The sequence below is a fragment of the Paenibacillus curdlanolyticus YK9 genome, from assembly GCF_000179615.1.
GTDB classification, from domain to species: domain Bacteria; phylum Bacillota; class Bacilli; order Paenibacillales; family Paenibacillaceae; genus Paenibacillus_T; species Paenibacillus_T curdlanolyticus.
Map to the genome: position 1 here is coordinate 16,782 of NZ_AEDD01000004.1, position 24,578 is coordinate 41,359.

Consider the following 24,578-nt stretch of genomic DNA (forward strand, 5'->3'; position numbering starts at 1 on the left):
TAGCAGCGGACACTGATTGAGCCCGATACGAAACAGGGAGTGTCTCCAGCCATCATTGATGGCATCGGAGGCACTCCCTGTTTATCGTTATTTGGCGATCAGATACACGCCAACGAGAATCACCGCGCATCCGACGAGCTTCGTCGCGGATAGCGATTCATCGAAGATGAACCATGCGGCAAGCAATCCGAGCACATAGGCGGTGCTCTGCATCGGATAGGCTACGCTCAGCGGAAGCCGCGTCAGCACGGCGAACCAAAGCAATGTCGCCAGCCCGTATAACGTCAGGCCCGACCAAATCGACGGCGATAAGGCGATGCGCGCCCATTGCAGTCCGCCTGCTTTTTGCAAGCCCCATTTGAACAAAATCTGCCCCGCTACGAGCAGCAGGACGTTGCTGAACAGCAATAAATAGCTAATGGTCTTACTCAAGCTCGCTCTCCCTCTCCATCCGTTCGCTTCCCTTTCATAATCGCGAGCTCCTGCGTCAACCTCAGCACTTGGCTAGTCAGCTTGGACACAACGATCGTCAAGTGAAGGATGAAAGCAAAGCAGAACAGGAGGCCGAACAGGAAGAGCAGCGCAGGCGCATATTTGACATCGAGCCACTCGGCGACCCGCTCCAGGAATCGCACATTAATCGATACGACCAGCAGCAGCACGCCGAATAAGATCCAGAGCAAGGAATACTGCTCCTTCAGCCGTTGGCGCCGAACAAGCTCAAATATGATAACGAGAAACATAATCGAAAAGGCAATCGATAATACGTAAATGCTCATCCGCTCGTTTTCACCCCGCGCATGCGCGACGCGCTCATGAGAACCGACAGCGTAACCTTCACCATATAATAAATCGATCGAATCGGCGTAATCGAGGAACGGCCAGCCTCGCGGCTTCTCATCTCTGCGGGCACTTCGGCAATGCGGCAGCCTCTGCGCTTCAAATAAACGATCGACTCCACCTCTGGATAGTCGGCCGGATAATAACTCGCATACAGCGCAATAACCTTGCGGTTCGCCGCGCGGAACCCGCTGGTCGTATCCGTGAACCGTTGGCCGGTCACCATGCTGACGAGCCCGGAGAAGAACAGCATGCCGATTCGGCGCGATGCTGACGAACGATATGCTGTTTGCTCCACGTAACGCGAGCCGATGACAAGATCGCTCGACTTCGCTTGCTCCAGCAGCCTAGGCAAATCCTCCGCGCGATGCTGCCCGTCTGCATCCATTTGCACGGCAACATCATATTGATTGTGGAACGCATAGAGATAGCCCGTCTGCATCCCTCCGCCAATCCCGACATTGAACGGCATCGTAATGACATCCGCACCCGCTGCCCGCGCAACCTCTTCGGTACGATCCTTGGAGCCGTCGTTCACCACGACGACGTCCACATGCGGCGCATGCTCCCGGATATTCCGAATGACCTGCGCGATGCTGCCTTCTTCATTATAGGCTGGAATAATAATAAGCGTCTTCATGAGGCTGCCCCCTCTCTCTCATGCGTGCGCGTGGCGCCTTGTTTGCGATCGATTACGAACGAATAGCCCCGCTCGATTAGGAATGCAGCGAAGAACGTCAGCAGCACGACATTCGGGTAACCATAACGCGAGAATGCTACGAACGGCAAGTAAATGGCGGTAAAATACAGCAGCGTTAGCAGGACAGGCAGCTGCCGCGCCAATGGACGGCGAATCATTGCCCAAACGAGGCCGGCGATGCTCGCATAGACAATCAGCTGCTGCAAATACTTCATCGTTTCCCGACCAATCGGCCATACCGGACGCCAGTAGTACGGGTTGAGATACAGCTCAGCCATTTTGCCAAGCGTAAACCAGTAGCTGTACTTGAACGGCTGATGCGTAAAACCATATTTGATCACGTCCAGCCCTTTTTGAATCGCGGTGCTATCCGAGCCCTTAAAGAGCGTTGCGCCGGTGTATTCCGGATGCTGCGCGAAGAATCCTGGCGGCGGCAGCTGGCCCAGAATGCGCGTTCCGAGCAGGAACGGGCTGCCCGCCGAGTTCGTGAACAGCACGAACCGGTCGAATGTAATCATATTGCGAATCCACCATGGAAGCAGCAGCACAACGTAAGCAGCAGCAATTGCGAGCCCGAATTGAACCATTTGCTTAAACGAGTATTTGTTCTTCCACCAGAGGATGAAGAAAACCGCGGGATACAAGGAAGCATGCGGCTTGAAATAGGCTGCTGCGGCAACAAGCGCGCCAACTGCGGCGTACCAGCCCCAGCGCTTGCGCTGAACCGCCGTGATCGTAGCCGCAACCAGCAGGAGCAGAATTGTCTTAAAGCTGGTCTCCGTCAATATTTCGCCTGAAGAGAAGTAATCCGGCCAATAGAGCGCGCTTAGGAAGCACGCAATAATCGCTGCCCGCTGATTAAACATGTAGCGAACGATGAAAAACACAAGGTAAATCGACATCGCCTGCTGGAGGCACTGGAATAACCGGAACGCAATGACGCCGCCATCATGACCGAAAATCCACATGAATCCTGACAGAATGAGCACAATGCCAGGCATGATGAACAGCGTCGGATTCGTCCCGCTGTTGTAAGAAAGCGTCGATTGCTCAAGAAGCACTTTGGCGCTGCGTATGTACTTCACGTCATCGTTGTTTGGCTTTGCGATATCTCCCAATAAAAAATAATTGCCATACGCAAGAACGATAATGGCCGACACGAGCAGCACAACGGCGGCAATAATATGGACGGTACGCCGCATTGGAACGCTAACATCGGATAAAGTAAACAATTTCCCCCACTCCAATCTCTTTCTATCTACTACTAGCTACTATTGCCATTAACAATGTAACTCAGCCGCTTCACGGCATTTCAACATTATACCAGATGTTAGACGCTTCAAAACTGGGAATTGTTCCGATTTTCGTATAAAAATTTCGTAAGTCGGCAATCGTTAGGCGCAGCAAAACCCCTCTGCGAGGGGCAGAGGGGTTTTGTTAGGTGTGACCTAATTAAAATAGGATGGCACTTTTGTGCGCAGTCTATCTGGCTATGATCGGTCTATTGCCGCAAGCTCGAACCGTTCACCCGTCACATCGATATCGAACGTTTGGCCAAATCCGACTACATAACGCCCTTCCAGAGGTATCAGCTCAAATAAAGAAAAATCCAGCTCGCGCAGCATGCCGATCATTGGCTCGCCGAACGATTGCTCTAACAATGCAAATATCGGCTCGCAGCCTTCATTCCCAACATTAATAGCCGTACATGCAAATCGTGCCCGCTGCCGCGCGAACAGATTCGCCGAGCGCGACTCGTCCTCGATAAGCATCACGTCTGCCGAAGGGTTTGCTTCCAGATGACGATAGTGTTGCGCGATACGGCTTATATAGATGTACAGCTTGCCTTGATGCAGCGCGAACGGGGCGTAGGACAGGAACGGCTTGCCTTCCTCGTTGATCGTGCCGAGTGTCAGCGACTTCATGCTGCTAATAAAGCTGGAAAATTGCTGCTGCATCTTCGCGAGATCGGGCGATTTCATCGACGTTTGGCTCCCCTCCTTTTAGTGAACTGGGGAATAGGGCAGATATTTCTCCCCTATTCCATCGGTTTGCGCGTGCGCGTGACAATAGGGCAGATATTTCTCCCCTATTCCATCGGTTTGCGCGTGCGCGTGACAATAGGGCAGATATTTCTCCCCTATTCCATCGATTCGCGCGTGCGCGTGACAATAGGGCAGATATTTATTCCCTATTCCATCCGTTTGCGCGTGCGCGTGACAATAGGGCAGATATTTTATTCCCTATTCCATCCGTTTGCGCGTGCGCGTGACAATAGGACAGATATTTCTCCCCTATTCCATTGGTTTGCGCGTGCGCCCACAGCAACTATAGCTAAAGCTGCAGCTGCTTCAAATGATAAAACTCGCCTTTGCTCGCCATCAGCTCATCGAATGTGCCGACCTCTACGATACGCCCCTGCTTCATGACCGCGATGCGATCAGCATCACGGATCGTAGACAGCCGATGCGCAACGATAAACGTGGTGCGCCCCTTGATCAGCTCCTGCATCGCCTTCTGCACATGATGCTCGGACTGGTTGTCGAGCGCCGAGGTTGCTTCGTCGAGAATTATGACGCGCGGATCGCGAATCAGCGCGCGAGCGATCGCGATGCGTTGGCGCTGGCCGCCGGACAGCTTGCCGCCATGCTCGCCGACCATCGTATCAAGCCCCTGCGGCAGCCGTTCGATCATCTCGCTCAGGTTTGCCATTTCCACAACCCGGCGAACCTGCTCTTCGGTAATATTTTTGAGACCATACGTAATGTTGTCCCGAATCGAGCCCGAGAACAGAATCGTCGTCTGCGGCACCACGGACAGATGCTTCCGATAGCGCGACAAATCGACGTCAGCCAAATCGACGCCATCGACCAGCACTTGCCCCGCCGTCGGCATCAGGAAGCCAGTAACCAAATTCAACACAGTCGACTTCCCGGCGCCCGACTCGCCCACGAACGCTATGCATTCGCCTGCCCGAACATCCAGCGTAACGCCGTCGAGCACATGATGCTCATTGCCCGGATAAACGAGCTTAACATCCCGGAACGAAAATTCGCCGCTCACTTCCGTCAGCTTCAGCTTGCCCGTATTGTCCTCGATCTCTTGCGACCGAAGCACCTCGCGGATCGAATGAATCGATTCAAAGCCCTTAGCAATGTTCGGGTACACATTCAACAGGGAGGTGATCGAGCCGAGAATCATGCCGAAAAAGCCTTGGTACATCACGACATCCCCGACCGGAATTTTACCATGGTACGCCAAGTAAATCGTAAACAAAAGGCAGCATATCTGGAACAGCTGGAACAGCACCCAGTTAGACGAGCCGAAGAACGCTTCCGTTATATCCAGCCTATAGCCCTTGCCCTGCAAAGAGCGAAGCGTGTTGTCCATCCGGGCAATCTCGACCTTCTCAAGGCCATGCGCCCGCGTCACCGGAATCATCTCGACCATCTCCGATACGCGAGACGACATCTGCTCAATTTCCTTGCGGAATTCCTTATTCGTACGGCGGATGTTCCGGCGGAACAAGTATATGACCAGCACCGATGCCGGAATCGTCATCAGGAAGAACATCGAAACCGTTAGGCTATTGCGTGCCGTTAAAATACACGCGATGACGATATTAATAATAGAAGGGAGAAAAGACATCATCAGCTGCTTCGACAAGCCTTCGATGGACTCCGCATCGCGCAGCACCTTGGATTGCAGCATGCCCGCCTGCAGCTCGCGGTGATAGTTGATCGACAGCTGCTGCAGCTTTCGGACCAGCGCGCTGCGCAAACCCGCTTCAACGTGGCGAACCGCGCGGCTCATAAACGATACGTGAAAATGCTGCGTCGGAATATTTTGAATGATAGAGACGCCTAACACAATAAAATTAATCCATAATTCCCGGGTCGTATGCGCTGACGGATTGGTCGCGATGTTAATCATATTCGCCGTTACGATCGGGAGAATGAAAATCGGCGAGTGCTTGATCATAAAGAAAATAAGCGAGATAACGAGATTCATCCGATTGCCCTGATAAAGCGTAAACAAAAACCGGAGAGGACTTTGCGTTTTGTCCATCGCTGCGGCCTCAAACGTACGCTCGTAATCGACGACGGATGCCGCTGCAGCAGCTGTTTTGCTCATGATGCACCTACCCCTTCTTCTCTATACAATAGATGGTTAATCCGATTCAAACTGAACTAATCGTATGGGAAACCGCCCATGGTGTAAATGGTTCCAATTCGCCGTAAATCATCGTATTCCAGCATAAGCGCTTCCATTCGCTGATTTCCCGAGTATGGCCCTGTCTTTTGGCTGAAATGCTCTGCCGTTAAGCGAAATGCTTATCGGATCAAAAAAGTGCAGGGCGCTTTATCCACCAATCTCATTTATCTAGGTACAAAAAAGAAGCTCCGCAACTAAGCGGAGCCTCTTGATTATCTAGCGCTCCGCTCACGCGGCAGCAAGAAAGCGAGCAAGCCGAGCAGAGGCAGGAAGCTCGCGATGAACATCATATCCGCGCGGCCAAAGCTGTCCGAGATGTTGCCCAGCACGACTGCGCCGACGGCGCCCATGCCGAAGGCTAGCCCCGTCACGAGGCCCGATGCCATCCCGACGCTGCCCGGAAGCAGCTGCTGCGCATATACAACGCTAACCGAGAAGCCGGACTGCAGGATCAGGCCGATGATGAACATGACCGGATACACCCAAGGCAGCGAAACATGCGGCAGCAGCAGAGCGAACGGAGCAGCACCGGCGATGGAGAGCACGATCATTTTCTTGAGGCCGATGCGATCCGCCAGTACGCCTCCGAAGAATGTCCCGATGACGCCTGCCGTCATGTAGAGGAAAACAGGCACTTGCGCAGCTTTCTTGGACAAGCCGTATTGATCCTCTGCGAAAAACTGATAGAACGTCGAAATTCCGGCAAAATACCAAGAACGCGCGAACACGATGAGCACGAGCAGCGACAGCGCGAAGATGACCATCCGTTTGTTGCTGCGCGCCTCGGCCTCAGCGGCGGCAGTCGGGACGGCAGCTGAAACCCGTTTCTTAGGCGGCGTGCCATTAGCGAGCAGCTGCGCCTTATACCAAGGCGCGACGCGCAGCAGCAGCAGAATCGCAGTCGCAGCGATCAAAGTTCCCCACACCGCGCCGTGCTGGCCGAGCGGAAGAAAAATAAAGATAGCCATGAGCGGCGCCAATGCTTGGCCGAAGTTGCCGCCCACCTGATATATCGATTGCGACATCCCTTTGCGTCCGCCAGCAGCGAAATGGACGACGCGCGAGCCTTCGGGATGAAAGACGGCTGAACCGAGTCCGATCAGAATAACGCCGCCAAGCAACGTCCATAACGTAGGTGCGAAGGCAAGGATAACCATCCCCACCAAGCTTAACGCCATGCCGATGGGCAGCATGAACGGCATCGGCCTTTTATCCGAATACAGGCCAACGAGCGGCTGCATGACCGAAGACGTCATGTTCAGCGTAAACACGATCCAGCCCAGCTGGGTATTACTGAGCTCGAGCGAATCTTCGAGAACGGGGAAAAGTGCGGTAACGACGGACTGCATCGCATCATTGAGCAGATGAGACGCGCTGATTGCGAACAAAATCGAATAAATCGTAGCCGTACGAACAGTTGCCTGCATACGGCTATCTCCTGTGGTTGCAGCTGACATATGAGGTGCAGCATCTCCTTCCGATCGTAAGCTGACTATAGGTCGTGCTTAATTGATAAGGAACATACCATACGAGAGGGACGGCTAGCAACCATTTTGGCCTCGAAATCTCGTGTACACCGATCGCTATATAAGGGTATAATAATTGTAAAAAAACCGAGGTGAATCGACGTTGTCCATTACGTTATCCACGCCATTCGAGCTTAACGGACTGCAGCTGCGCAATCGCATCGTAATGCCGCCTATGTGCCAGTACTCAGCAGAAAATAATAACGGACAACCGACGGATTGGCATGATGTCCATTATGTATCCCGCGCTGTTGGCGGAGCCGGCTTGATCGTCATTGAAATGACGGATATCGAGCCGGATGGCCGCATTTCGGAGCAATGCCTTGGCCTCTGGTCAGACGTGCAAATCCCTGCGTTCGCGCGCATGATCGAGCGAATGAAACGGCATGGCGCCAAGGTCGGCATCCAGATCGCCCACGCAGGACGCAAGTCGAATTGCGCCCAAGTGCCTGTCAGCTCGTCGGATGTCGCATTCAGCCCGGCCTATAAGCAGCCCCGCGCCCTATCTACCGATGAGACGAAGCGAATGGTTGAGCTGTTCCGTGACGCCGTCGCCCGCGCGGTGCAAGCTGGCGTCGATACGGTGCAGCTGCATGGCGCGCATGGCTACCTCATTCATCAATTCCACTCGCCGAGCATTAACAAGCGCACGGATGAATACGGCTCGGATGATCCTACCCGCTTCGGCGTCGAAATCATTCAAGCAGCCAGAAGCGTCCTGCCCAGTCATATTCCGCTGCAAATGCGCGTATCCGCCGTCGATTACGGCGAAGGCGGATACGATCTTGCTTACGGCATCGAGCTATGCCGGAAGTATCAGTCTGCTGGCGTTGAGCTGCTGGACATCTCCACCGGCGGCGGCGTAGCGACAAGCCCCGTCATGCTGGACGTTTACCCGGGCTATCAGCTGCCGATGGCGCGCGCGGTCAAGGAAGCGACCGGCTTGCCGGTCATTGCCGTCGGGCTGCTCGACGAGCCTAAGCTCGCCCTTGCAGCAGTAGCGAACGGCGACTGCGACCTTGTCGCTGTCGGCCGCGGCATGCTGCGCGACCCGTATTGGGCGCTCCATGCCGAGCAAGCGACAGGCAGTGAGGCGAAGCCGCCAAAGCCATACCTGCGAGGCTACTAGAAGCGAAAAGCCCGTCCACGGATTCCGATGGACGGGCTTTTGCTTCGCCAGCCGTCGAGGAAAATGGACGAGCATGGCGAATCATTTGATTAGCAACATTTTACAGACGCACATATTTATATAGTACAGCATACAGATTCGACGTGAAGACGTGTCGTGACAGTAGCGCTGCTTAGGGAGAGTGAATTGGCAGACAGGAGTGAGGCTCAATGAAAGCGGATGCAGTATTCGAGGGCGGCGGCGTGCGAGGCATTGCGCTTGCGGGTGCAATACAGGTGTTCGAGGATGCAGGGTACACGTGGGAACGGGTGGCTGGCACTTCCGCTGGCGCGATCATTGCCGCATTGCTCGCCAGTGGTTTTACTGCTGCTGAATTAAAATCAATCATCGAATCGCTGCAATATCGGGAGCTGCTCGGCAGAGGCGTCCTCAATCGTATTCCACTCTTCGGCGGCGGGCTGTCTCTCTTGTTCAAGCTGGGCCTATACAGCAACGAGAAGCTGGAGCAATGGATGAGCGGGCTGCTGCTGCAGAAAAACATCCGCACGTTCAGCGATTTGCCGCCCGGCAAACTCACCATCATCGCGTCCGACATCTCCAATGGCAAAATGCTCGTGCTGCCCGACGACCTCCACGAATACGGCATCTCACCCGAGCAGTTTCCGATTGCGACCGCCGTTCGCATGAGCACCTCTATCCCGTTCTTCTTCCAGCCCTATCGCTGGCGCTCCCCGATTAGCGTTCGCCCGACTTTTGTCGTAGACGGCGGCATACTAAGCAACTATCCGATTTGGCTGTTCGATACAGCAGGCGAGCCGCGATGGCCGACCTTCGGCTTCAAGCTGTCCGAACGCCATACGGTTACGGACCCCGTCCGGATCAAAGGCCCCTTATCCATGTCTCGCGCTTTGTTCAAAACGATGCTGCAGGCTCATGATCAGCGGCATGTCGACGAGCATGGCAAGAGCCGGACTATTTTTATCCCGACGGGAGAGATTACGAGCACCCAGTTCTCGCTCGGGCCGGATGCCGTCGCTTTCCTTCGGTATTCGGGGGCAATGGCCGCGGAGAGCTTTTTGTCCAGTTGGGACTTCGCCGTGTATAAGAGCAAGTTCCGTTCATCTTAAATCATGAATATTCAATGCGATCAAGCACGTTCCTTAGATTAAAAAAGAAAGTCGCTTTTCCTCCGTCATTCAGTTGATAGACCAGAATATACACCCCGGACCCTACATCCTGAAATGGTCTCTCTACTTTATTGATGACTTCCTCATACGTCATGCCAGGCTTGATATCCTCAAAATACACCTTAGGTAACTGGCTGTCTTCTTGAGTGAAATACAAGATACCGCCAATCACGATAACAGCCAAGAAAAGTGGAATTTTGCTGCGCAAATCATATCACCTCACCATGTTGTCCTTAATCCGTTTTATAACAATCCGTTTCATTCCAAAACCAAAACCATCAACGATTTTTTTGCAAAAACCACATATAAAAAAGACGCGCCCGTCACGCTGGCACGCCTTTGTCGTCCTGCTTATCTCATTACTTAAAACTTATCATGGTCGCTGCCGCTGCGCTTCATCAGCAGGACGAGCAATCCGCCCAAAATCACGAAGCATGCCGTCAGCCCCTGCAAGCTGTTGAACGATGCGATAGCGCCAAGCGAGAGCAGGGAGAAGAAGATGATCGCGCAGCTGCCAAGCACGAACACGGGCAGCAACAGCCAGAAGAGGCGGAAGCCGAACAGGTAGAATTCTAGCAGCCCGAACGCGACGGCAAGCAAGAATCCCGGCCACATGGTTCCCCATGCATCGAACAGCATCGCAACTTGGCAGGTCAGGCCGGATACAACCAGTATGCCGCCAGGAATGAGCAGGCCTGCTGCCGCTCTCGACCGTTTGTACAGATACGCTACGTGGAAGAACACGCCAATCGGAAGCACGAACAGCATCGGCCAAAAATAAGCGAAAATGTTGCCCGGTTCTGTATAGGAACGTCCATCCGTTGACTGCGCTTGAATGAGCAGCCAGATCAGCCCTGCCACGATGGCAATTACACCATAATTACGCCGCATAGTCATTGGTTAACTCCTTTTTTCATCGTATCGTTATTGGTCATCTGAACCTTGATGCAGCTAGCGTACCACCATGTTTGGCCGATGTAAATGTCTCGGACGCAAAACCCGTCCCGGGGCGGAGAACGTATCAGCCTCTCGGTCAAATGCAATGGAACCGCCGCCCGAGGCGAGCGTTTTATACTGGCGCGACTGCGCCCAATAGGGCATATTTACATGCCCTATTCGCTCTCGCGGGCGCGGCTGCGGATGATGTAAAGTTGTTTGTGTACCAACATTTGGAGCCTTAACAGGCAGCAAAAAAGTAGGGTATTCTCGGGGTTACCACACGCACCAAGAAGGAGCCCTACTCGATGACTAATATACCCGAAAATTCTTTCAACAATCTACTTGAAAATGCTGTAACTAAACTGGTGCAGGAAAAGCTAGAACTGCTGCTTCGTGAAGAAATTAAACATTACATTAGCACGGAGCATCAAGGCCCTCGTACCAGCCTTAACGGGAACTACACGCGCACTTACCAAACACGCTATGGAACCATTAATGACTTGCAAGTGCCCAGAGATCGGAAAGGTTACTTCAAGACCCGTCTGTTCCAGCCGTATCAGCGCCGCGAGGGATGGTTAGAAGAGGCCATCATCCACATGTACAAAGGCGGCATGAGCACGTGAGAAGTCGCAAAATTCATCGAGAGTATGTTTGGTTCCCAGTACTCGCCAACGACGATCAGCAACATTACGCAAACCGTTATGGAAGACATTGAACAGTGGCAACAACGTCCGCTCGAGAAGCGTTACTCGGTGATCTACCTAGATGGTTTGTATGTGAAGCTAAAGCGTAACACCGTTAGCAGTGAGGCTGTTTATTTGGCTATGGGGATTGACGAAAAAGGCATCCGCCAAATCCTTGGCTTCTACGTAGGCGGGCATGAGAGCGCAAATGGCTGGAGAAAGGTCCTCAAAGACCTGAAAAATCGCGGAGCAACAGACGTGTTGCTTGGCGTCTTCGATGGCCTTCCAGGACTAGAAGAAGCCTTTAGAGAAATCTATCCAAAGGCCGATGTGCAACACTGCATCGTCCACAAAGTCCGTAGCACGTTTCCTAAAATCCGCGTATCCGACAAGACCGCGTTTCTCGACGATCTAAAGCTCGTTTATACTGCGGTGGATGGGGATGTCGCTTTAGCTGTATTTGATGGTTTCAAGGCCAAGTGGAGCAAACAATACCCGAAAGAAGTAAAGTCGTGGGAAGCACAGCTCCCCACCTTACTCGCTTTTTATAAGTTTCCTGTACTCACGTGGCCAGCCATCTACACCTCTAACCCGATCGAACGGATGAACAAAGAGCTTCGCAAACGACTTAAGCCAATGAATAGCTTGACCAATATTGAAGCTGCTGAAAAGATTATTTATTTGCAAGCACTCGACTACAACGAAAAATGGTGCGGTAGAGCGATACGGGGATTTGTCGACGTTGGTACGAAGGCGAAGCTTGAACAAATGTATCTGGAACGATACGCCGCGAATCACCCCAACCTAGAGCTTACACAAACTTCTTGACGCTACCCGGCTGCGCCCAATAGGGCATATTTACATGCCCTATTCGCTCTTGCGGGCGCGACTGCGCCCAATAGGGCATGTTTCCATGCCCTATTCGCTCTCGCGGGCGCGGCTGCGCCCAATAGGGCATATTTCCATGCCCTATTCGCTCTCGCGGGCGCGGCTGCGCCCAATAGGGCATATCTCCATGCCCTATTCGCTCTCGCTGGCGCGGCTGCGCCCAATAGGGCATACTTACATGCCCTATTCGCTCTCGCGGGCGCGGCTGCGCCCAACGCCCGCCCCCAAACATAAAAAAGCGGTGCAGGAATACGCTCCTGCACCGCTTGCCCTACCTATTTATGCTTGCGCCGGGTAAAATTTCACCAGCTCACTCACGATCGCAGCCGTTTCGCCGTCGACGATCGTCTGGCGCTGCGGCTTATCGAACAAGCTCGAAATCTGAGCCGGGAACTCTTGCTTGATGCCCGTTAACTGCACAGCCTCGTCGAACTTCGCCGGATGCGCCGTCGCTAGCGAGATCATAACGCTGCCCGATTGGCCGCGCTGCTCAGCTGCTTCTACTCCGCACGCGGAGTGCGGATCAAGCAGGTAGCCTGTCGAAGCCTCGTAACGCTTGATCGTCTCGAGGCACGCTTCGTTGTCGACGCCGTATGCGCCGAACTCGGCACGAACCTTCTCCAGTACGTCAGCGGAGACGGACAAGCTGCCGTTCGCACGGAACCCGTTCATCAGCGATTCGATCGCCTCAGCGTTCTCGCCAAGGACATAGTACAAATAACGCTCAAAGTTGCTCGCTACTTGAATATCCATCGACGGGCTGTACGTCATCCGGAAGTTGTCCGGCTTGTACTCGCCTGTTTCCACGAAACGCTCAAGAATGTTGTTCGCGTTCGTCGCGATGACGAGGCGATCAACCGGCAGCCCCATGCGCTTCGCCAGATAACCTGCGAAAATATCGCCGAAGTTGCCCGATGGCACGCTAAAGCTTACTTGGCTTGCTCCGCTCGCTTCTTGCACGCGGAAGTACGCGTAGAAGTAATAGACCGTCTGGGCGATAATCCGAACGATGTTGATCGAGTTAATCGCGCACAGATTATGCTTCGCTTTGAAATCAAGATCGGCAAACAGATCCTTAATCATCCGTTGGCAATCGTCGAAGTTGCCGTGCACGGACAAATTCAACACGTTGCTGTCCGTCACCGTCGTCATTTGCAGCTCCTGCACCTTGCTGACTTTGCCGTGCGGATGGAGAATGCAAATGTTGATGCCTTCTTTGCCGCGAACACCTTCAATGGAAGATGCTCCCGTATCGCCGGATGTCGCTCCCAAAATATTGATCGGCAGGTTCCGTTCACGCGCCACGTAGGTGTAAAGCTGCCCCATGAATTGAAGCGCGATATCCTTGAACGCAAAGGTCGGGCCGTGGAACAGCTCAAGCAGATACAGCTCGTCCTTCAGCTTCGTTACCGGCGTCACCTCCGGATGGCGGAACGTCGCGTAGCTGTCATTGACCATGCGTTTCAAATCATCTGCCGGAATTTCGTCATTCGTATATAAATCGAGGATCGCGAGCGTCAGCTCTTGATAAGACAGCTTCGACCAAGCGTTCAACGTCTCAGCCGATACGGTTGGAATTTGCTCGGGAACGAGCAATCCTCCATCATTGGCCAATCCCATCAAAAATGCATCAATAAACCCGATACCGCTAACCTTGCCCCTGGTGCTCTTGTACTGCATCCCTATTCCCTCCTACTATTGTCGGCATCCTGCCGATACAGCGCCGTCCTGCGCTATCCTATTAGCGTAATTATACGTGTCTCAAGCGCTTTTCTGCAAACAAAACCGCAAGAAAAGTTCCACCAATCGACACGCGAGCTAACGATAGCGGATCGTAAGCGTATAGGCACGGCCGGAGTAGGTGTACGAATAGCCGGACAAAACGCTGCTTGTTCCTAGCGCTGCCTTCATATCTGCGATTTCATCGCCTTCATAAGTCGCTTTGAAGCTGATTTCCGTCTCGCGCGCTGCGAGTGCCTTGGCAATGCGATCCTTCAGCTCCTTAGCGCTGTGCACCGCCCAGCCCTTATACTCAAAGTATTCATACGCAGTCGCAGTAGCAGCCGGCCACTTATGATCACTCGCCAGTACCGCATCCGTTACATTAAAATAGCTGTAAACCAGACGTCCCTGCTTATCCGGCACAGGATCATCCCACGTTACGTCTAAGTTGTAATATTCGCCATCGATTTTGACCTTATTCCAAGCATGCCCCACGCCGTTCGCTGTACCAAGGGAATAGCAGTTGACGGATTAGCGATTTTTTCCAAATAAAAAAAGACGGCGCTATGCGCGCCGCCCTCATCCTTGCTTCCAGGTAACCTAGTCTTCGAACTCTGCGTATCCTTTGTCCACCAGATAGTCCATCTCTGCGTCGAGAATCGTCTCCAGCGTAAGCTCGTCCAGCTTCACGTCACGCTGCTTCAAAATGTAATCGACCAGCTCATCGCTGTCGATGTCTACTTCCCCGCGCGCGTTAGGCTTCGCGTTGTCGATAAACTTTTGCTCATATTGAAGGACGAGACGCACCGTATTCGCAGGCACCTTCGTCTGTGCAGCCAAGTGCTCCACTAGCTCGTTCTCATCATATTCCAATTGTTCGTTGCTCATTATGCTGCCAACCCCTCTTGAATTAATATCGCCATTGTACCATTAAATCAACTGGATGAGCGAGAGCGCAATGCCGACGATGAAGCCGCAGATGGCGCCATTAACGCGAATCCACTGCAAATCTTGCCCCACTTTGTCCTCCAGCATGCTCACCAGCGCCGCATCGTCCATTTGGTCCAAATTGTCCTTCACCAACTGGCCGATCCGATAATGATTCGTTTCCACGAGATGAATCGCATAGGCCAGCAGCTTGTCCTCCCAGCGCGCGATCCGCTCCGAATCCCGATTCAGGCTGCGGACGATCGATGCATAGATCGCAAACAATGCAGGAGCGCCAGTCTCCCGCTGCTCCTCCAGCTTCTCAAGCGCGAGCGCACGCAGCTCTTCGAGCCGAGCCAGCATAAATAATGCGCCCTTATCGCTTGCAATCGCATCCAGCGCCCGCTGATGCAGCTTCCCGATCCGCTCGTCATCCTCAGCAAGCTGGAACAGCCTGACGCGAAGCTCGCGCATAATCGTATCGCGATAAGCGCTGTCGCGATCCTGAAGATTGCGAATGCCGGACACGAGCATGCCCTGCAGCATGCCGCCAATTTTTTCCTCGTCCATAAAGCCTGCGAATGCCTGTACGGCAAAGCCCATCAACCCGCCCATCTTCACTTCGGACAGCTTGTCGTTGGCCAGCTTGCCCAGCATCGCGCGCGTCGCAGGACGCTGCGACCATTGCAGCGCTTCACCCAGCGCATAGTCGAGCACTTTCTCGTCATAGCCCGCTTCCATTGTCTTGGTCAGCAGCTGATCCGCATGCAACTTGAAATCCATCCGCTCGACGACGGCGCCAACGCCAGACTGGGCAATCGCGGCGGCACGCTCCAGCGGCAGCTGCTGGATGATCGGAATCAGCTCTTCGATGACGCCTACCCGCACCTTGCGCCTTGCCGCGAGCTTGGTCAGCATGCTGCCGCCTAGCTGAAGCAGCTTCAGCTTGCGAATCCGATTCTCGATGCTCGTTTTGTTCAGCAGCTCATCCTCCAAAGCGGAAATGAGCGCCCGGACAATTTTGTCCCGATTGCGAAGCAGCAAGGACGTGTGGGGAATCGGTATGCCAAGCGGATGGCGGAACAACGCCGTCACCGCAAACCAGTCGGCAATGCCGCCGACAAGCCCTGCTTCGAAGCCGCTTTGCAGGATGAAAACCCACGTCGTCTCCTCTAGAAACAACGTAATAATAAAGCCCAATGCCATGACGGCAAGCGACATGACCGCCAAATAGCGAGAATTCATAAGGAGCCTCCTGATTGGAAAGAGTTACGTACAAATCATACCCTTGCCAGAACCCGCTGTAAACATGAATGCAAAACAAGAAAAGGCATTTGGGGACCATTTTCCCCAAAATGCCTTTTGCTCATGCAGATGCCGCCTCAATTCATGGTGTGGATACGGCCTTAGCCGCCTCCTTAATATCGAAGGCACGCTTCGCAGTTATGTGGTAATCCTGTTTACTAGCCTCTTGTCCGGTAAAGAAGTCCGCCCAGCCCGTAACTTCATAGTGCCCTACAGGAAATCCATTCTTCCACAGGTCCTTGATAAAGGCAACATAGTCCGTGTCATCCTTCTCCGAATACCCTCCGCCGCCTTTATACTGTTCACGCAGCGGCACACCCTTCTTGAGCTTCGTCGTAATTGCCGGCTCATTCATCATATAGCCGATGTCATAGCCTCGCGTCGTTTCTTTTAGGAAGAAAAAGAACGGGGATGCTGCATGATGAATATCGATCTCGTCCTTATCGCCGACATATTCCAGCTCGCCATACAGCTTCACATCACGCTTGGAAGCAGCGTCAGCCGGCTCAATGATCAAGCGATAGATAAAATCATCTTGTTTCGTTTCAGCGATCGTGCTCGTACCGAGCTGCTCCGTCCCCTGCTTCTCCGAGCTTGCATCCGAGCCGCAGCCTGCGAGCGCTGCGAGCCATATGACGGACAGCAGCCAAACGGCTATGCGCGACGCCTTCGATCGTTTCATTTGCCCTCACCTCACTAGCACAGACGAGGCACTTGACCGATAGGTTGCGCTCCCCTGCGGTACGAGCAGGTCAAGATTTCCTGCAATAAAAAGCCAACCCGATCAATGAATTGACCGGGCTGGCTGGGTCGGCGTTTAGCCGCTCTTCGTATTATTGCGCTACTTCGATTTTGTCGAAGTATTTCTCTTGCATCGTTTTAGCAGCTGCGTCGAGCATTGTTTTTGGATCGATGCCTTTCTTCGAGAATACTTGCTGGATAACGTTCGTCATCTCAGCATAGTACTCTTGCGTGTTGTATTGCGCTTCTGGTTGGCCATCAAGCAATGCGTTCGATTCTGCAGCGTATTTGTATACGTTGTCGTATTTGTCGAAGATCGCTTGCGCTTTTTTGCCATACTCGGAATCCGCGCTGAAGTAGTTCATTTGTGGCGGGATGTAGTATTTGTTTTCCGCTTTGCGCGCTTGGATGTCCTTCTCAATCGACGTCAGCCAATCGTTGGAGAAGTAGTCAAACGTGATGTAGCGGAACGCCATTTCTTGCTCTTCTTTCGTTGCGTTCGGGTTGATTACCAGATAGTCGCCGCCAAGGACGCCATAATGTTTGCCGCCTGCTTCCATAGCTGGCATCGGGAACGTCAAGACATTCTCCGGTTTCATGCCGCCTTGGTTCATTGCTTGATCAAGCGGACCTTCTGCGCCAGCGATAACCATCGCCGTGCGTCCTTGTGCGAATGCGCCTGTCGCATCGCCCCAGCCGAGTGCCCAGTCTTTCGGAATTGCGTTCGCTTCCCAACGCAGTTTGTCATACAGTTGAAGCGCTTTAACGCCAGCATCCGAGTTGAACGCAGCCGTTACTTTGCCGCCTTCTGTGTTAATGATTTGGCCGCCTGCTTCGAACAAGAAGTTCGTCCAGTTCCAGCCTGCTTCGTTGCCTTTGCCCATTGGCGCGATACCAGCGATACCTTTAGCCGGCTCCGCTACTGCCTTAGCCGTATTCACCATGTCATCCCAAGTCCAGTCGTAGGATGGGATAGCTACGCCTTTATCGTCCAGCATTTTTTTGTTGACCATTACGCTAGTCGAGTAGCCTTTTTGCACGACGCCGAACACTTTGCCGTCAACGATAAATTGGCTTTGAAGCGTTGGGTTGATTTGATCCTTGAATTCGTATTTGTTCCACAAATCCGTAATGTCGGCTGCCCAGCCGCGCTGGATCAGGAATTTCGCTTCCGTTGCGAACGTATTGAAGAACGTTGGCGCTTCGTTCGACGCCATTTTGATGCCGATTTCATTTACGTTATAATGCCAGTCGCTTTTTTCTACCGTTACGTTCGGGTACTTTTCAGTAAAGCGACGAATTTTGTCATCCTCAAGCTTACGGTCTTCCACTTTATCCTTAGAAGGATAGTAGATGCTGATCGTAATCTTTTTGCTTAACAAATCATCCTCTGGGCTCTTAGCTGTAGTACCTTGGTCGGTCGTCGGCTCTTTGGTCGGTTCTGTCGTTTTCTTGTCTGTGTCGCTGCCACACGCTGATAGCAATGCTCCAGTCAAAGTAAGGCAAGCAATGGTCGTTAACAACTTCCGCATGTATACTCCCCTTTTCTAAAATTAATCATTTTTGCTTACAGGCTAATCATATCTCGCTTGAGTCTTTCGTACGATGTGTGTCCCTATTGCGATTGTGTGTAGTTTTACGCTTATCCCTTAACGCCGCCCATCGTCAATCCGCCCATAATGTAACGTTGGAAAGCCAAGAATACGGCGATCGGCGGCAGCATAACCATGAACAGGATCGCGAAGCGGATGTTCACATCCAAACGAGTCGCTTGGAGCACGTATTTGTAAATTGCCGTCGCAAGCGGATAGGTGTCGTCGCCATGCATAACCATGGAAGGCCAGAACCAGTCATTCCAAGCCGTTGAGAAGACGAAGATCCCCAGCGTCGAAATAATCGGGAGCGACAATGGCACCGCGATTTGTGCAAAGCAGCGCAGCTCCGAAGCGCCGTCGATGCGTGCTGCTTCAAACATTTCATGATGAAGACCGTCGAAGAAATTTTTCAGCAGCAGCAGGTTGAATGCGCTCGCGCCCGCTGGCAGCCAGAATGCCGCATAGGAATTAAGCAGCCCCAGATCCTTCAGATTCAGGAAGTTCGGAATCAGGTACGTCGTCGGCGGAATGAACAACGTAATCAGGAAGAAGAGCGAGATTGCATTCGCCTTTGGTACGTTGAGCTTGGACAAGCTGAAGGCCGCAAGTCCTAGCACAATAACGGTTACGACCATATTGCCGGCAAAGATCAACATCGTATTGCGCAGGAACAATGGTAATTCGAGATACTCCCAGCCCGTCTTGAAGTTTTCCCAATGCCATCCATCCGACGGGAAAAATCGTGGCGGGAATGAGTTGACCTCTACATTCGTTTTTAACGAGTTGAAAAAAGAAACAAGTATCGGATAAATCATGGAGCACGCCATGAGAATGATCAAGATTACCATCAAGATATATGTGAATCGATTGCCTGGCTTCCTTAAATCATAACGGGAAAGGATGCCGCGTTCTGGAATTTTCATCGTTTAGTTCTCCCCCTTGCTTTGGAGACGGAATTGAATGATGGCTAACACGCTCATCACGAGGAACATAAGAACGCCCATCGCGGATGCAACGCCCATATCCAACCTTGCTGTTGCATATTTGACCACAAGCAGCGCGTAGGTCAAGGTCGCATTATTCGGACCGCCGTCTAGCATTGCCATCTGGGATTGGTAACCTTGCGAAGTACCGATTACCTGCAGCATGAGCATCAGTCCGATCAAACCTTTAATAGAAGGAAGCGTAATGTAACGCAGGCGAGCCCATACGCCCGCACCGTCAATCTCAGCCGCTTCGTACCAGTCGCGCGGAATGCTTATGACTGCTGCCAGATATAGAAGCATCGCGGAGCCGAATTGCTGCCATGTTTCCATGAAAACGAGCGAGATCATCGACCAGGCTGTATCCGTCATGAAGGCAATGCCCTCGCCGCCTGCCGTTGTCGTAATCGCAGCATTAATCGGACCAACCGGATCATAGAACCAACGCCACAGCCCGTACAATACGACAACCGGGATAACGTTCGGCAAGTAAGCCGCAATCCGTACAATGCCTTGGAATTTGCGCAGCTCCGAGATCATCACGGCGAACACGATCGGAACCCAGAAGCCTATTACCAACGCAAGTCCCATGTAATAGAGCGTATTTTTGATCGAAGTTCCTACATCAGGATCATGGAAAACGGTTTTGTAATTGTCCCAGCCAACAAACTCGTCGCCTTTAACGAAGTCGACATGAAAGAAGCTGTAATAGAAGCCTTTGACGATCGGTAACCATAAAAACATCGTAAAAATAAGAAAGGCGGGCAGCAAGAACAGATATCCCCAACGGTTCTTCTTGAGGATCTGCATGATACCCGTCTTTCTTGTTCCAGTCGATTCTTGTTGCTGAATCGGGAGAGCTGTTTGGCTCATCGAGTATCCCTCATTCCATATATGCGTTAGTTACCCTTTCATTTTAGGAAAAGGAGCCCCTTATGCACATGTGCGAATCTATTGGGATGATAGGCATTATTACTTCTTAAGCTCACTAGGGCTTACGCCATAGTATTTTTTGAATATCTTGCTAAAATGTTCCGGCGACTCATAGCCTACCCGCTCTGCTATCTCGTACCGGCGCATATCCGTTTCCAACAGCAATCGACGGCTTTCTTCCATCCGCAGCTTCATGACATACTCCCAAAGGTTCATGCCGATCGTCTTCTTGAACAAGTAGCTCAAATAGTTCGGGCTCACGTGGTTATGCTGGGCCACCTCATGAAGCGTAAGCCCCTTCTGGGCGAAATGCTCGTCAATATAAGCCTTCGAGCGCTCGGCAATCCGGTTATGCTGGGCGCGGAGCTCATCCTCGGACGGCTCCTCCTTCGTATAGAGGTCCTCATGGAAATCGCCGTAGTAAAACACATCATGATCGGGATGGCGCTCGCTCCAGCGCAATGCTTGAACGGCCTGCCCATTCAGCAAGGGAAGCTGCTCCAGGCCTTGAACGATTTGGCTGATGCCAACGATGGAAGCGAGCCCTAAGTATCGCTTCACGCTGCGATGCAGGCTGCGGCCGAACATATCAAGCCGATTCAGCTTGCTCTCCGCTGCCGGAGCGTTCTCATAAGCTTCCTCGTCCCACTGCATAATAATGCTCAGCTCGGCGTCGCCAGAATAAAACACAATCGAGCCTTGGTCTGATTCCAGCAGCTCCGCTGCAATGTTAAGCGCACCATAACGGAGCAGGCGGCTATCCCGATCGGTAATCGGCCGATCCGGGCTTTGCAGCTGCAGGCGAAGCTTAAGCACGGCAAAGTAAGGGCCTGCAAGCTGTACGCCAAGCTTATCCAGCTGTGCAGCCACCCCTGCACTGGCGTCATACGACTCCGCCAGCAATCGGTTCAGCAATTCCGTTCCATGGTCCGACGGCTCGGACATGCGGAACCGCTCATGCAGCGTTTCCATTCCCTCTTCCTGCGTCTTCAATCGCTTCTCCAGCTTCAGCAGCACATTGCGAACCGAATCGAGCAGCTGCGCGCCATCCAGCGGCTTGATCAAATAATCTTTGGCGCCGAGCCGCATCGCCAGCTGCGCATATTGGAACGTCTCATGCGCCGAAATGACAATCGTTTGAATCCACGGCCTCACGAGCTTCGCCTGATGCATCAGCTCAATGCCGCTCATGGCGCCCATTTGAATATCCGTAATTAACAGGTCGATCTCTTCCATGCGAATATAATCCAGCGCCTCATAACCATTATGCGCGACATAAAGCGCTTCAATCCCAATGCCCGAGGACGCGAGCAAGCTGCTGAGCCCTTGACCGATCAACGGCTCATCATCGACGATTAAAATGCGATGCATAGCGGCACCCTCCTTGATTTCCTTTACATCCTAATCCAATTCCTGCTCGGCTTCTCTCGGCGGAACGGTAACCATCGGCAGCGTAATGATAGCCACGGTTCCCCCGCCTTCTCGCGGACGGTAGCCGAGCCCGTATCTAGGCCCAAAATGAAGCTGGATCCGCTGCTGGATATTGCGAATGCCGTATCCAGACTGCTCATCGCTGGCCGTTCCGCTTAGTATGCGTTCAATTGCTTCGCAATCGGTCTCTTTATACCCATTGTCTTCGACCCGAATCGTTATCTTCTCCGCCTCGATATGAACGCGGATTGCGATTTCTCCGTCCTCGCCCATATGCTTGATGCCATGGATGATGCCGTTCTCGATGAGCGGCTGAAGCGTAATTTTGGGAATGAGGTACACCAGCGCATCCTCCGGCACTTCCCATACAACCGTGAACGAGAATGCGTAACGGTGCTGCTGCAGCTTAATATACGCAGAAGCATGCTCCAGCTCTTCGCCGATCGTAATCAGCTCGCGCCCGCGGCTAAGGCTGATCCGCATAAGCTTGGACAGATCCTTGATCATTTCCGCTGATTCCGAGCGCCCTTCGATCGTGCTTTTCCAATAAATGCTCTCCAACGTATTGTATAGCAAATGCGGATTGATCTGCTGATACAGCATTTGCAGCTGTGTTTCCTTTTGTTTGATTTCCATCTGATACTTGTCATGGATCAGCATGTTGAGCCGTCTAGCCATATCGTAGAGAGATGTCATAAGTATACCAACCTCATCCCGTCTGTCCTTTCCAGGCGTGCCAGGCACTAGCTTGCCCGGCTCGTATGTGCGGGAGAAGGACGCCATTTTTTGCAGCGGCTTCATCAACGAACGCCAGAAGTACGTCATCACGATACAACATAGCAGCAAATACGCAATCGACAATACCGAAATCACCCGTTTGATTTCGGTCTGCTGCTGCATGAGCGACTTTGTTGGAATTTGATAGACGAGCTTCTGTCCGACTCCGTTATTCGTCGCTACATAGATTACATCGCCGGCAATAACATGCGATACCTTGCCTGAACCATATTGCTTGGCTACATCCTGCGGCATTTCAAGCAACGTGCCCATTCTCGACATTTCACTCGATGCCAGTATGACGCCCGTAGCGTCTGTAAAGAAAAGGTTCCCGCCTTCCGGCAGGTCAACCGATTTCAACGAAGCGCCTATCTTTTCCTCCATGTTCGTTGCGACCAGCACGCCGATAACGCCCGTGCCCGCGCTCGTATCTCGCACCGCGCGAATATACGCAAGCGTTTTCTTGCCTGCCGACGTTTCGACCATGCTGTTCATCACCTTCATATAGCCATTGCCCTTGCGCGCAACCGCCTCGTCGTACCAGATCGGCTTGCTGTCCTTATCGAAGAAATAAACCCCCGTCGATGACATTTGGCGCTTGGGTGCAAACGCATACACATCATTCGGGTCGTAGACGTAAAACGCATACGAGATCGGGTCCGTGCCATCCGCTTCGGTCGAGTAATTAGACAGCAGCTTATCGACTGCCGTAAACCTGCGAACGCGCTCAATCACTTCGCTCGATGCAGCGTCCGCATCCGTGCGAAGCTGCTGCGTGATCGGGTTACCGATGACGGTGGACGTGATTTTGCTAACGGTGTCCGTATCCCTGCTTATTAAGGATAAATTCTGTTTGTTCAATTCTGCGTATGCGCTCGTCACGTTTCGTTTCATAATATCCTCTGCCTTCGCGCTGCCAAACACCTGCAGCACAAGGATCGGAATCACCATGACGAGCAGCAACAGCAAAAGCTGTCGGTTGACGCTCAAGCGCGTCAGCGGATTAAAGCCATATCTGCCCACTGTATTCTCTCCCTCCGCCGTTACTTGTACTATAACAAAAATCCTTTTTCCCGGAATGCCTATTGCTATTATAAAAAGGTGAATAATTACGCAAATCGTAGCAATCCCTATGATTGTTCGCTAAAACTGCGTGAGCTCCTCTTTTATCCGTTCACGCCATGCATCCGCTTGAACGCGTCCGGGCTCATGCCTGTCTGCTTGCGGAATACGGCGCAAAAATAACTCGCATTGTCGAAGCCGACCATGCGGGCGATTTCATACATTTTTTTGGCGGGCTCGTTAACCATAAGATGTTTTCCCCTATTAATGCGCTGCTGGTTCACGTAGACGGTAGGGCGAACATGCAGCACCTGCTGAAATAAGCGGCATACGTATTGCGGCGAAACGTTCGCAACCTCAGCCAGCTCGCTCAAAGGCAGCGGGCGATGCAGCTGCTCGTCGATATGCCGCAAAATCGGCTTCAGCCGCTCCCGCTCCTGTGCTTGGCTTGCCGGGGCGAGCAGCACCCGCTTCAAATCCAGCAGCAGCGCAAACAGCAGCTTCGCGCGTTCGTTGCTCGCCTCCAGCCCATCGTCTACCGCCAGCGTAATCATTTGCTCCAGCGGTTGAAGCAGGCCTCCTTCCCGCATGCGGACAGGACCCGATTCGACGATGCCTGCATACTGCAGCATCTGCCTCGCTTCCCGCCCGTCGAAGGAGACCCATGCAACTTCCCACGGCTCTGTGAGCGGCACATAGGCATGCGAAATGTCCGGGTACAGGAAAAAAACTTCGCCCGGCCCCACGATATGGCGCTCGCCAGCAATCGTAAGCTCGCCTTTGCCTGCGAGCACTTGGTGCATCTGATAGTCCGGAAAGCCGTCAGGACGAACCATCTCGCCTTGGTGCGCCCAATAGCCGACCGTCGTAACGTATACGGGCAATCGCCGCGCATCGTCCTCGGGGCAGAAAATATAGCTGCATTCCATACGTTATCCTCGTTTCATATTACGATATAAATAAGTAATATTGTTTTATTTTATTAGTATATCTCC

General features: G+C 52.7%; 22 protein-coding genes and 1 pseudogene. 3 read left to right on the forward strand and 20 right to left on the reverse strand.

Annotated elements, in window-relative coordinates; translation table 11 throughout:
• Positions 1–87: 87 nt before the first annotated feature.
• From PAECUDRAFT_RS08120 to PAECUDRAFT_RS08150, 7 genes are all read right to left on the reverse strand, one after another.
• Entirely contained in the window at positions 88–432 is a 345-nt protein-coding gene (locus PAECUDRAFT_RS08120; RefSeq protein ID WP_006037638.1) for an EamA family transporter, read from the reverse strand.
• Positions 429–779, reverse strand: a complete 351-nt coding sequence (locus PAECUDRAFT_RS08125; protein ID WP_006037639.1) for a DUF2304 domain-containing protein — start codon at positions 777–779, stop codon at positions 429–431. The genes PAECUDRAFT_RS08120 and PAECUDRAFT_RS08125 overlap by 4 nt, the downstream gene beginning before the upstream one ends.
• Entirely contained in the window at positions 776–1,480 is a 705-nt protein-coding gene (locus PAECUDRAFT_RS08130) for a glycosyltransferase family 2 protein (protein ID WP_006037640.1), read from the reverse strand. The genes PAECUDRAFT_RS08125 and PAECUDRAFT_RS08130 overlap by 4 nt, the downstream gene beginning before the upstream one ends.
• Positions 1,477–2,772, reverse strand: coding sequence for a glycosyltransferase family 39 protein (locus PAECUDRAFT_RS08135; RefSeq protein WP_006037641.1), 1,296 nt, complete (start codon positions 2,770–2,772; stop codon positions 1,477–1,479). Before PAECUDRAFT_RS08135 ends, PAECUDRAFT_RS08130 begins: the two co-directional genes overlap by 4 nt.
• 258 nt (positions 2,773–3,030) lie before the next feature.
• On the reverse strand, positions 3,031–3,522 hold the full coding sequence (locus PAECUDRAFT_RS08140; protein WP_006037642.1) for a HugZ family pyridoxamine 5'-phosphate oxidase: 492 nt from the start codon (positions 3,520–3,522) through the stop codon (positions 3,031–3,033).
• Positions 3,523–3,874: 352 nt separating this feature from the next.
• The gene (locus PAECUDRAFT_RS08145; RefSeq protein WP_006037643.1) at positions 3,875–5,674 is read right to left on the reverse strand and encodes an ABC transporter ATP-binding protein; all 1,800 of its coding nucleotides are present in this window, start codon (positions 5,672–5,674) and stop codon (positions 3,875–3,877) included.
• A 293-nt stretch (positions 5,675–5,967) separates the two neighbouring features.
• Positions 5,968–7,182 carry an MFS transporter gene (locus PAECUDRAFT_RS08150; protein WP_006037644.1) on the reverse strand — a complete coding sequence of 405 codons (1,215 nt, stop codon included), beginning with the start codon at positions 7,180–7,182 and terminating at the stop codon, positions 5,968–5,970.
• Positions 7,183–7,384: 202 nt separating this feature from the next.
• Here PAECUDRAFT_RS08150 and PAECUDRAFT_RS08155 point away from each other — a divergent pair, with 202 nt between their 5' ends.
• Together PAECUDRAFT_RS08155 and PAECUDRAFT_RS08160 are read left to right on the forward strand one after the other, a co-directional pair.
• Entirely contained in the window at positions 7,385–8,410 is a 1,026-nt protein-coding gene (locus PAECUDRAFT_RS08155; protein ID WP_006037645.1) for an NADH:flavin oxidoreductase/NADH oxidase, read from the forward strand.
• A 209-nt stretch (positions 8,411–8,619) separates the two neighbouring features.
• The gene (locus tag PAECUDRAFT_RS08160) at positions 8,620–9,537 is read left to right on the forward strand and encodes a patatin-like phospholipase family protein (protein WP_006037646.1); all 918 of its coding nucleotides are present in this window, start codon (positions 8,620–8,622) and stop codon (positions 9,535–9,537) included.
• Position 9,538: 1 nt separating this feature from the next.
• On the opposite strand, the gene PAECUDRAFT_RS08165 is transcribed toward PAECUDRAFT_RS08160, so the two are convergent.
• Both PAECUDRAFT_RS08165 and PAECUDRAFT_RS08170 read right to left on the reverse strand, forming a co-directional pair.
• Positions 9,539–9,805, reverse strand: coding sequence for a hypothetical protein (locus PAECUDRAFT_RS08165; protein WP_006037647.1), 267 nt, complete (start codon positions 9,803–9,805; stop codon positions 9,539–9,541).
• A 155-nt stretch (positions 9,806–9,960) separates the two neighbouring features.
• Positions 9,961–10,494, reverse strand: a complete 534-nt coding sequence (locus PAECUDRAFT_RS08170; protein WP_006037648.1) for a hypothetical protein — start codon at positions 10,492–10,494, stop codon at positions 9,961–9,963.
• Positions 10,495–10,841: 347 nt separating this feature from the next.
• Between PAECUDRAFT_RS08170 and PAECUDRAFT_RS08175 the strand changes: the two are divergent.
• A pseudogene (locus tag PAECUDRAFT_RS08175) lies at positions 10,842–12,047 on the forward strand (IS256 family transposase).
• Positions 12,048–12,386: 339 nt separating this feature from the next.
• On the opposite strand, the gene thrC reads toward PAECUDRAFT_RS08175, so the two are convergent.
• The 11 genes from thrC to PAECUDRAFT_RS08235 form a co-directional block, all read right to left on the reverse strand.
• A complete protein-coding gene (gene thrC / locus PAECUDRAFT_RS08185; RefSeq protein WP_006037651.1) occupies positions 12,387–13,787 on the reverse strand; it encodes a threonine synthase in 1,401 nt (466 codons plus the stop codon).
• Positions 13,788–13,925: 138 nt separating this feature from the next.
• A complete protein-coding gene (locus tag PAECUDRAFT_RS26690) occupies positions 13,926–14,324 on the reverse strand; it encodes a hypothetical protein (protein WP_006037652.1) in 399 nt (132 codons plus the stop codon).
• Between the two features lie 105 nt (positions 14,325–14,429).
• Entirely contained in the window at positions 14,430–14,717 is a 288-nt protein-coding gene (locus PAECUDRAFT_RS08195; RefSeq protein WP_006037653.1) for a hypothetical protein, read from the reverse strand.
• 42 nt (positions 14,718–14,759) lie between these two features.
• Positions 14,760–16,001 (reverse strand): DUF445 domain-containing protein, encoded by a 1,242-nt coding sequence (locus PAECUDRAFT_RS08200; RefSeq protein WP_006037654.1) that lies wholly within the window; start codon positions 15,999–16,001, stop codon positions 14,760–14,762.
• Between the two features lie 142 nt (positions 16,002–16,143).
• Complete coding sequence (locus PAECUDRAFT_RS08205) at positions 16,144–16,743, reverse strand: hypothetical protein (RefSeq protein WP_006037655.1); 600 nt, start codon at positions 16,741–16,743, stop codon at positions 16,144–16,146.
• 151 nt (positions 16,744–16,894) lie between these two features.
• Entirely contained in the window at positions 16,895–18,334 is a 1,440-nt protein-coding gene (locus PAECUDRAFT_RS08210; RefSeq protein ID WP_006037656.1) for an ABC transporter substrate-binding protein, read from the reverse strand.
• A 110-nt stretch (positions 18,335–18,444) separates the two neighbouring features.
• On the reverse strand, positions 18,445–19,320 hold the full coding sequence (locus PAECUDRAFT_RS08215) for a carbohydrate ABC transporter permease (protein ID WP_006037657.1): 876 nt from the start codon (positions 19,318–19,320) through the stop codon (positions 18,445–18,447).
• 3 nt (positions 19,321–19,323) lie between these two features.
• Entirely contained in the window at positions 19,324–20,190 is an 867-nt protein-coding gene (locus PAECUDRAFT_RS08220; protein ID WP_233516748.1) for a carbohydrate ABC transporter permease, read from the reverse strand.
• Between the two features lie 162 nt (positions 20,191–20,352).
• On the reverse strand, positions 20,353–21,684 hold the full coding sequence (locus tag PAECUDRAFT_RS08225; RefSeq protein WP_006037659.1) for a response regulator transcription factor: 1,332 nt from the start codon (positions 21,682–21,684) through the stop codon (positions 20,353–20,355).
• 30 nt (positions 21,685–21,714) lie between these two features.
• A complete protein-coding gene (locus PAECUDRAFT_RS08230) occupies positions 21,715–23,544 on the reverse strand; it encodes a cache domain-containing sensor histidine kinase (protein WP_006037660.1) in 1,830 nt (609 codons plus the stop codon).
• Positions 23,545–23,687: 143 nt separating this feature from the next.
• Positions 23,688–24,512, reverse strand: coding sequence for an AraC family transcriptional regulator (locus PAECUDRAFT_RS08235; protein WP_006037661.1), 825 nt, complete (start codon positions 24,510–24,512; stop codon positions 23,688–23,690).
• Positions 24,513–24,578 lie beyond the last annotated feature (66 nt).

Bases quoted from the DNA above. Each gene is read 5' to 3' on its own strand.
- PAECUDRAFT_RS08125 (WP_006037639.1), bottom strand. From the start codon at position 779: ATGAGCATTTACGTATTATCGATTGCCTTTTCGATTATGTTTCTCGTT.
- PAECUDRAFT_RS08130 (WP_006037640.1), bottom strand. From the start codon at position 1,480: ATGAAGACGCTTATTATTATTCCAGCCTATAATGAAGAAGGCAGCATC.
- PAECUDRAFT_RS08140 (WP_006037642.1), bottom strand. From the start codon at position 3,522: ATGAAATCGCCCGATCTCGCGAAGATGCAGCAGCAATTTTCCAGCTTT.
- PAECUDRAFT_RS08145 (WP_006037643.1), bottom strand. From the start codon at position 5,674: ATGAGCAAAACAGCTGCTGCAGCGGCATCCGTCGTCGATTACGAGCGT.
- PAECUDRAFT_RS08150 (WP_006037644.1), bottom strand. From the start codon at position 7,182: ATGCAGGCAACTGTTCGTACGGCTACGATTTATTCGATTTTGTTCGCA.
- PAECUDRAFT_RS08160 (WP_006037646.1), top strand. From the start codon at position 8,620: ATGAAAGCGGATGCAGTATTCGAGGGCGGCGGCGTGCGAGGCATTGCG.
- PAECUDRAFT_RS08170 (WP_006037648.1), bottom strand. From the start codon at position 10,494: ATGACTATGCGGCGTAATTATGGTGTAATTGCCATCGTGGCAGGGCTG.
- thrC (WP_006037651.1), bottom strand. From the start codon at position 13,787: ATGCAGTACAAGAGCACCAGGGGCAAGGTTAGCGGTATCGGGTTTATT.
- PAECUDRAFT_RS08195 (WP_006037653.1), bottom strand. From the start codon at position 14,717: ATGAGCAACGAACAATTGGAATATGATGAGAACGAGCTAGTGGAGCAC.
- PAECUDRAFT_RS08200 (WP_006037654.1), bottom strand. From the start codon at position 16,001: ATGAATTCTCGCTATTTGGCGGTCATGTCGCTTGCCGTCATGGCATTG.
- PAECUDRAFT_RS08205 (WP_006037655.1), bottom strand. From the start codon at position 16,743: ATGAAACGATCGAAGGCGTCGCGCATAGCCGTTTGGCTGCTGTCCGTC.
- PAECUDRAFT_RS08210 (WP_006037656.1), bottom strand. From the start codon at position 18,334: ATGCGGAAGTTGTTAACGACCATTGCTTGCCTTACTTTGACTGGAGCA.
- PAECUDRAFT_RS08215 (WP_006037657.1), bottom strand. From the start codon at position 19,320: ATGAAAATTCCAGAACGCGGCATCCTTTCCCGTTATGATTTAAGGAAG.
- PAECUDRAFT_RS08220 (WP_233516748.1), bottom strand. From the start codon at position 20,190: ATGCAGATCCTCAAGAAGAACCGTTGGGGATATCTGTTCTTGCTGCCC.
- PAECUDRAFT_RS08225 (WP_006037659.1), bottom strand. From the start codon at position 21,684: ATGCATCGCATTTTAATCGTCGATGATGAGCCGTTGATCGGTCAAGGG.
- PAECUDRAFT_RS08235 (WP_006037661.1), bottom strand. From the start codon at position 24,512: ATGGAATGCAGCTATATTTTCTGCCCCGAGGACGATGCGCGGCGATTG.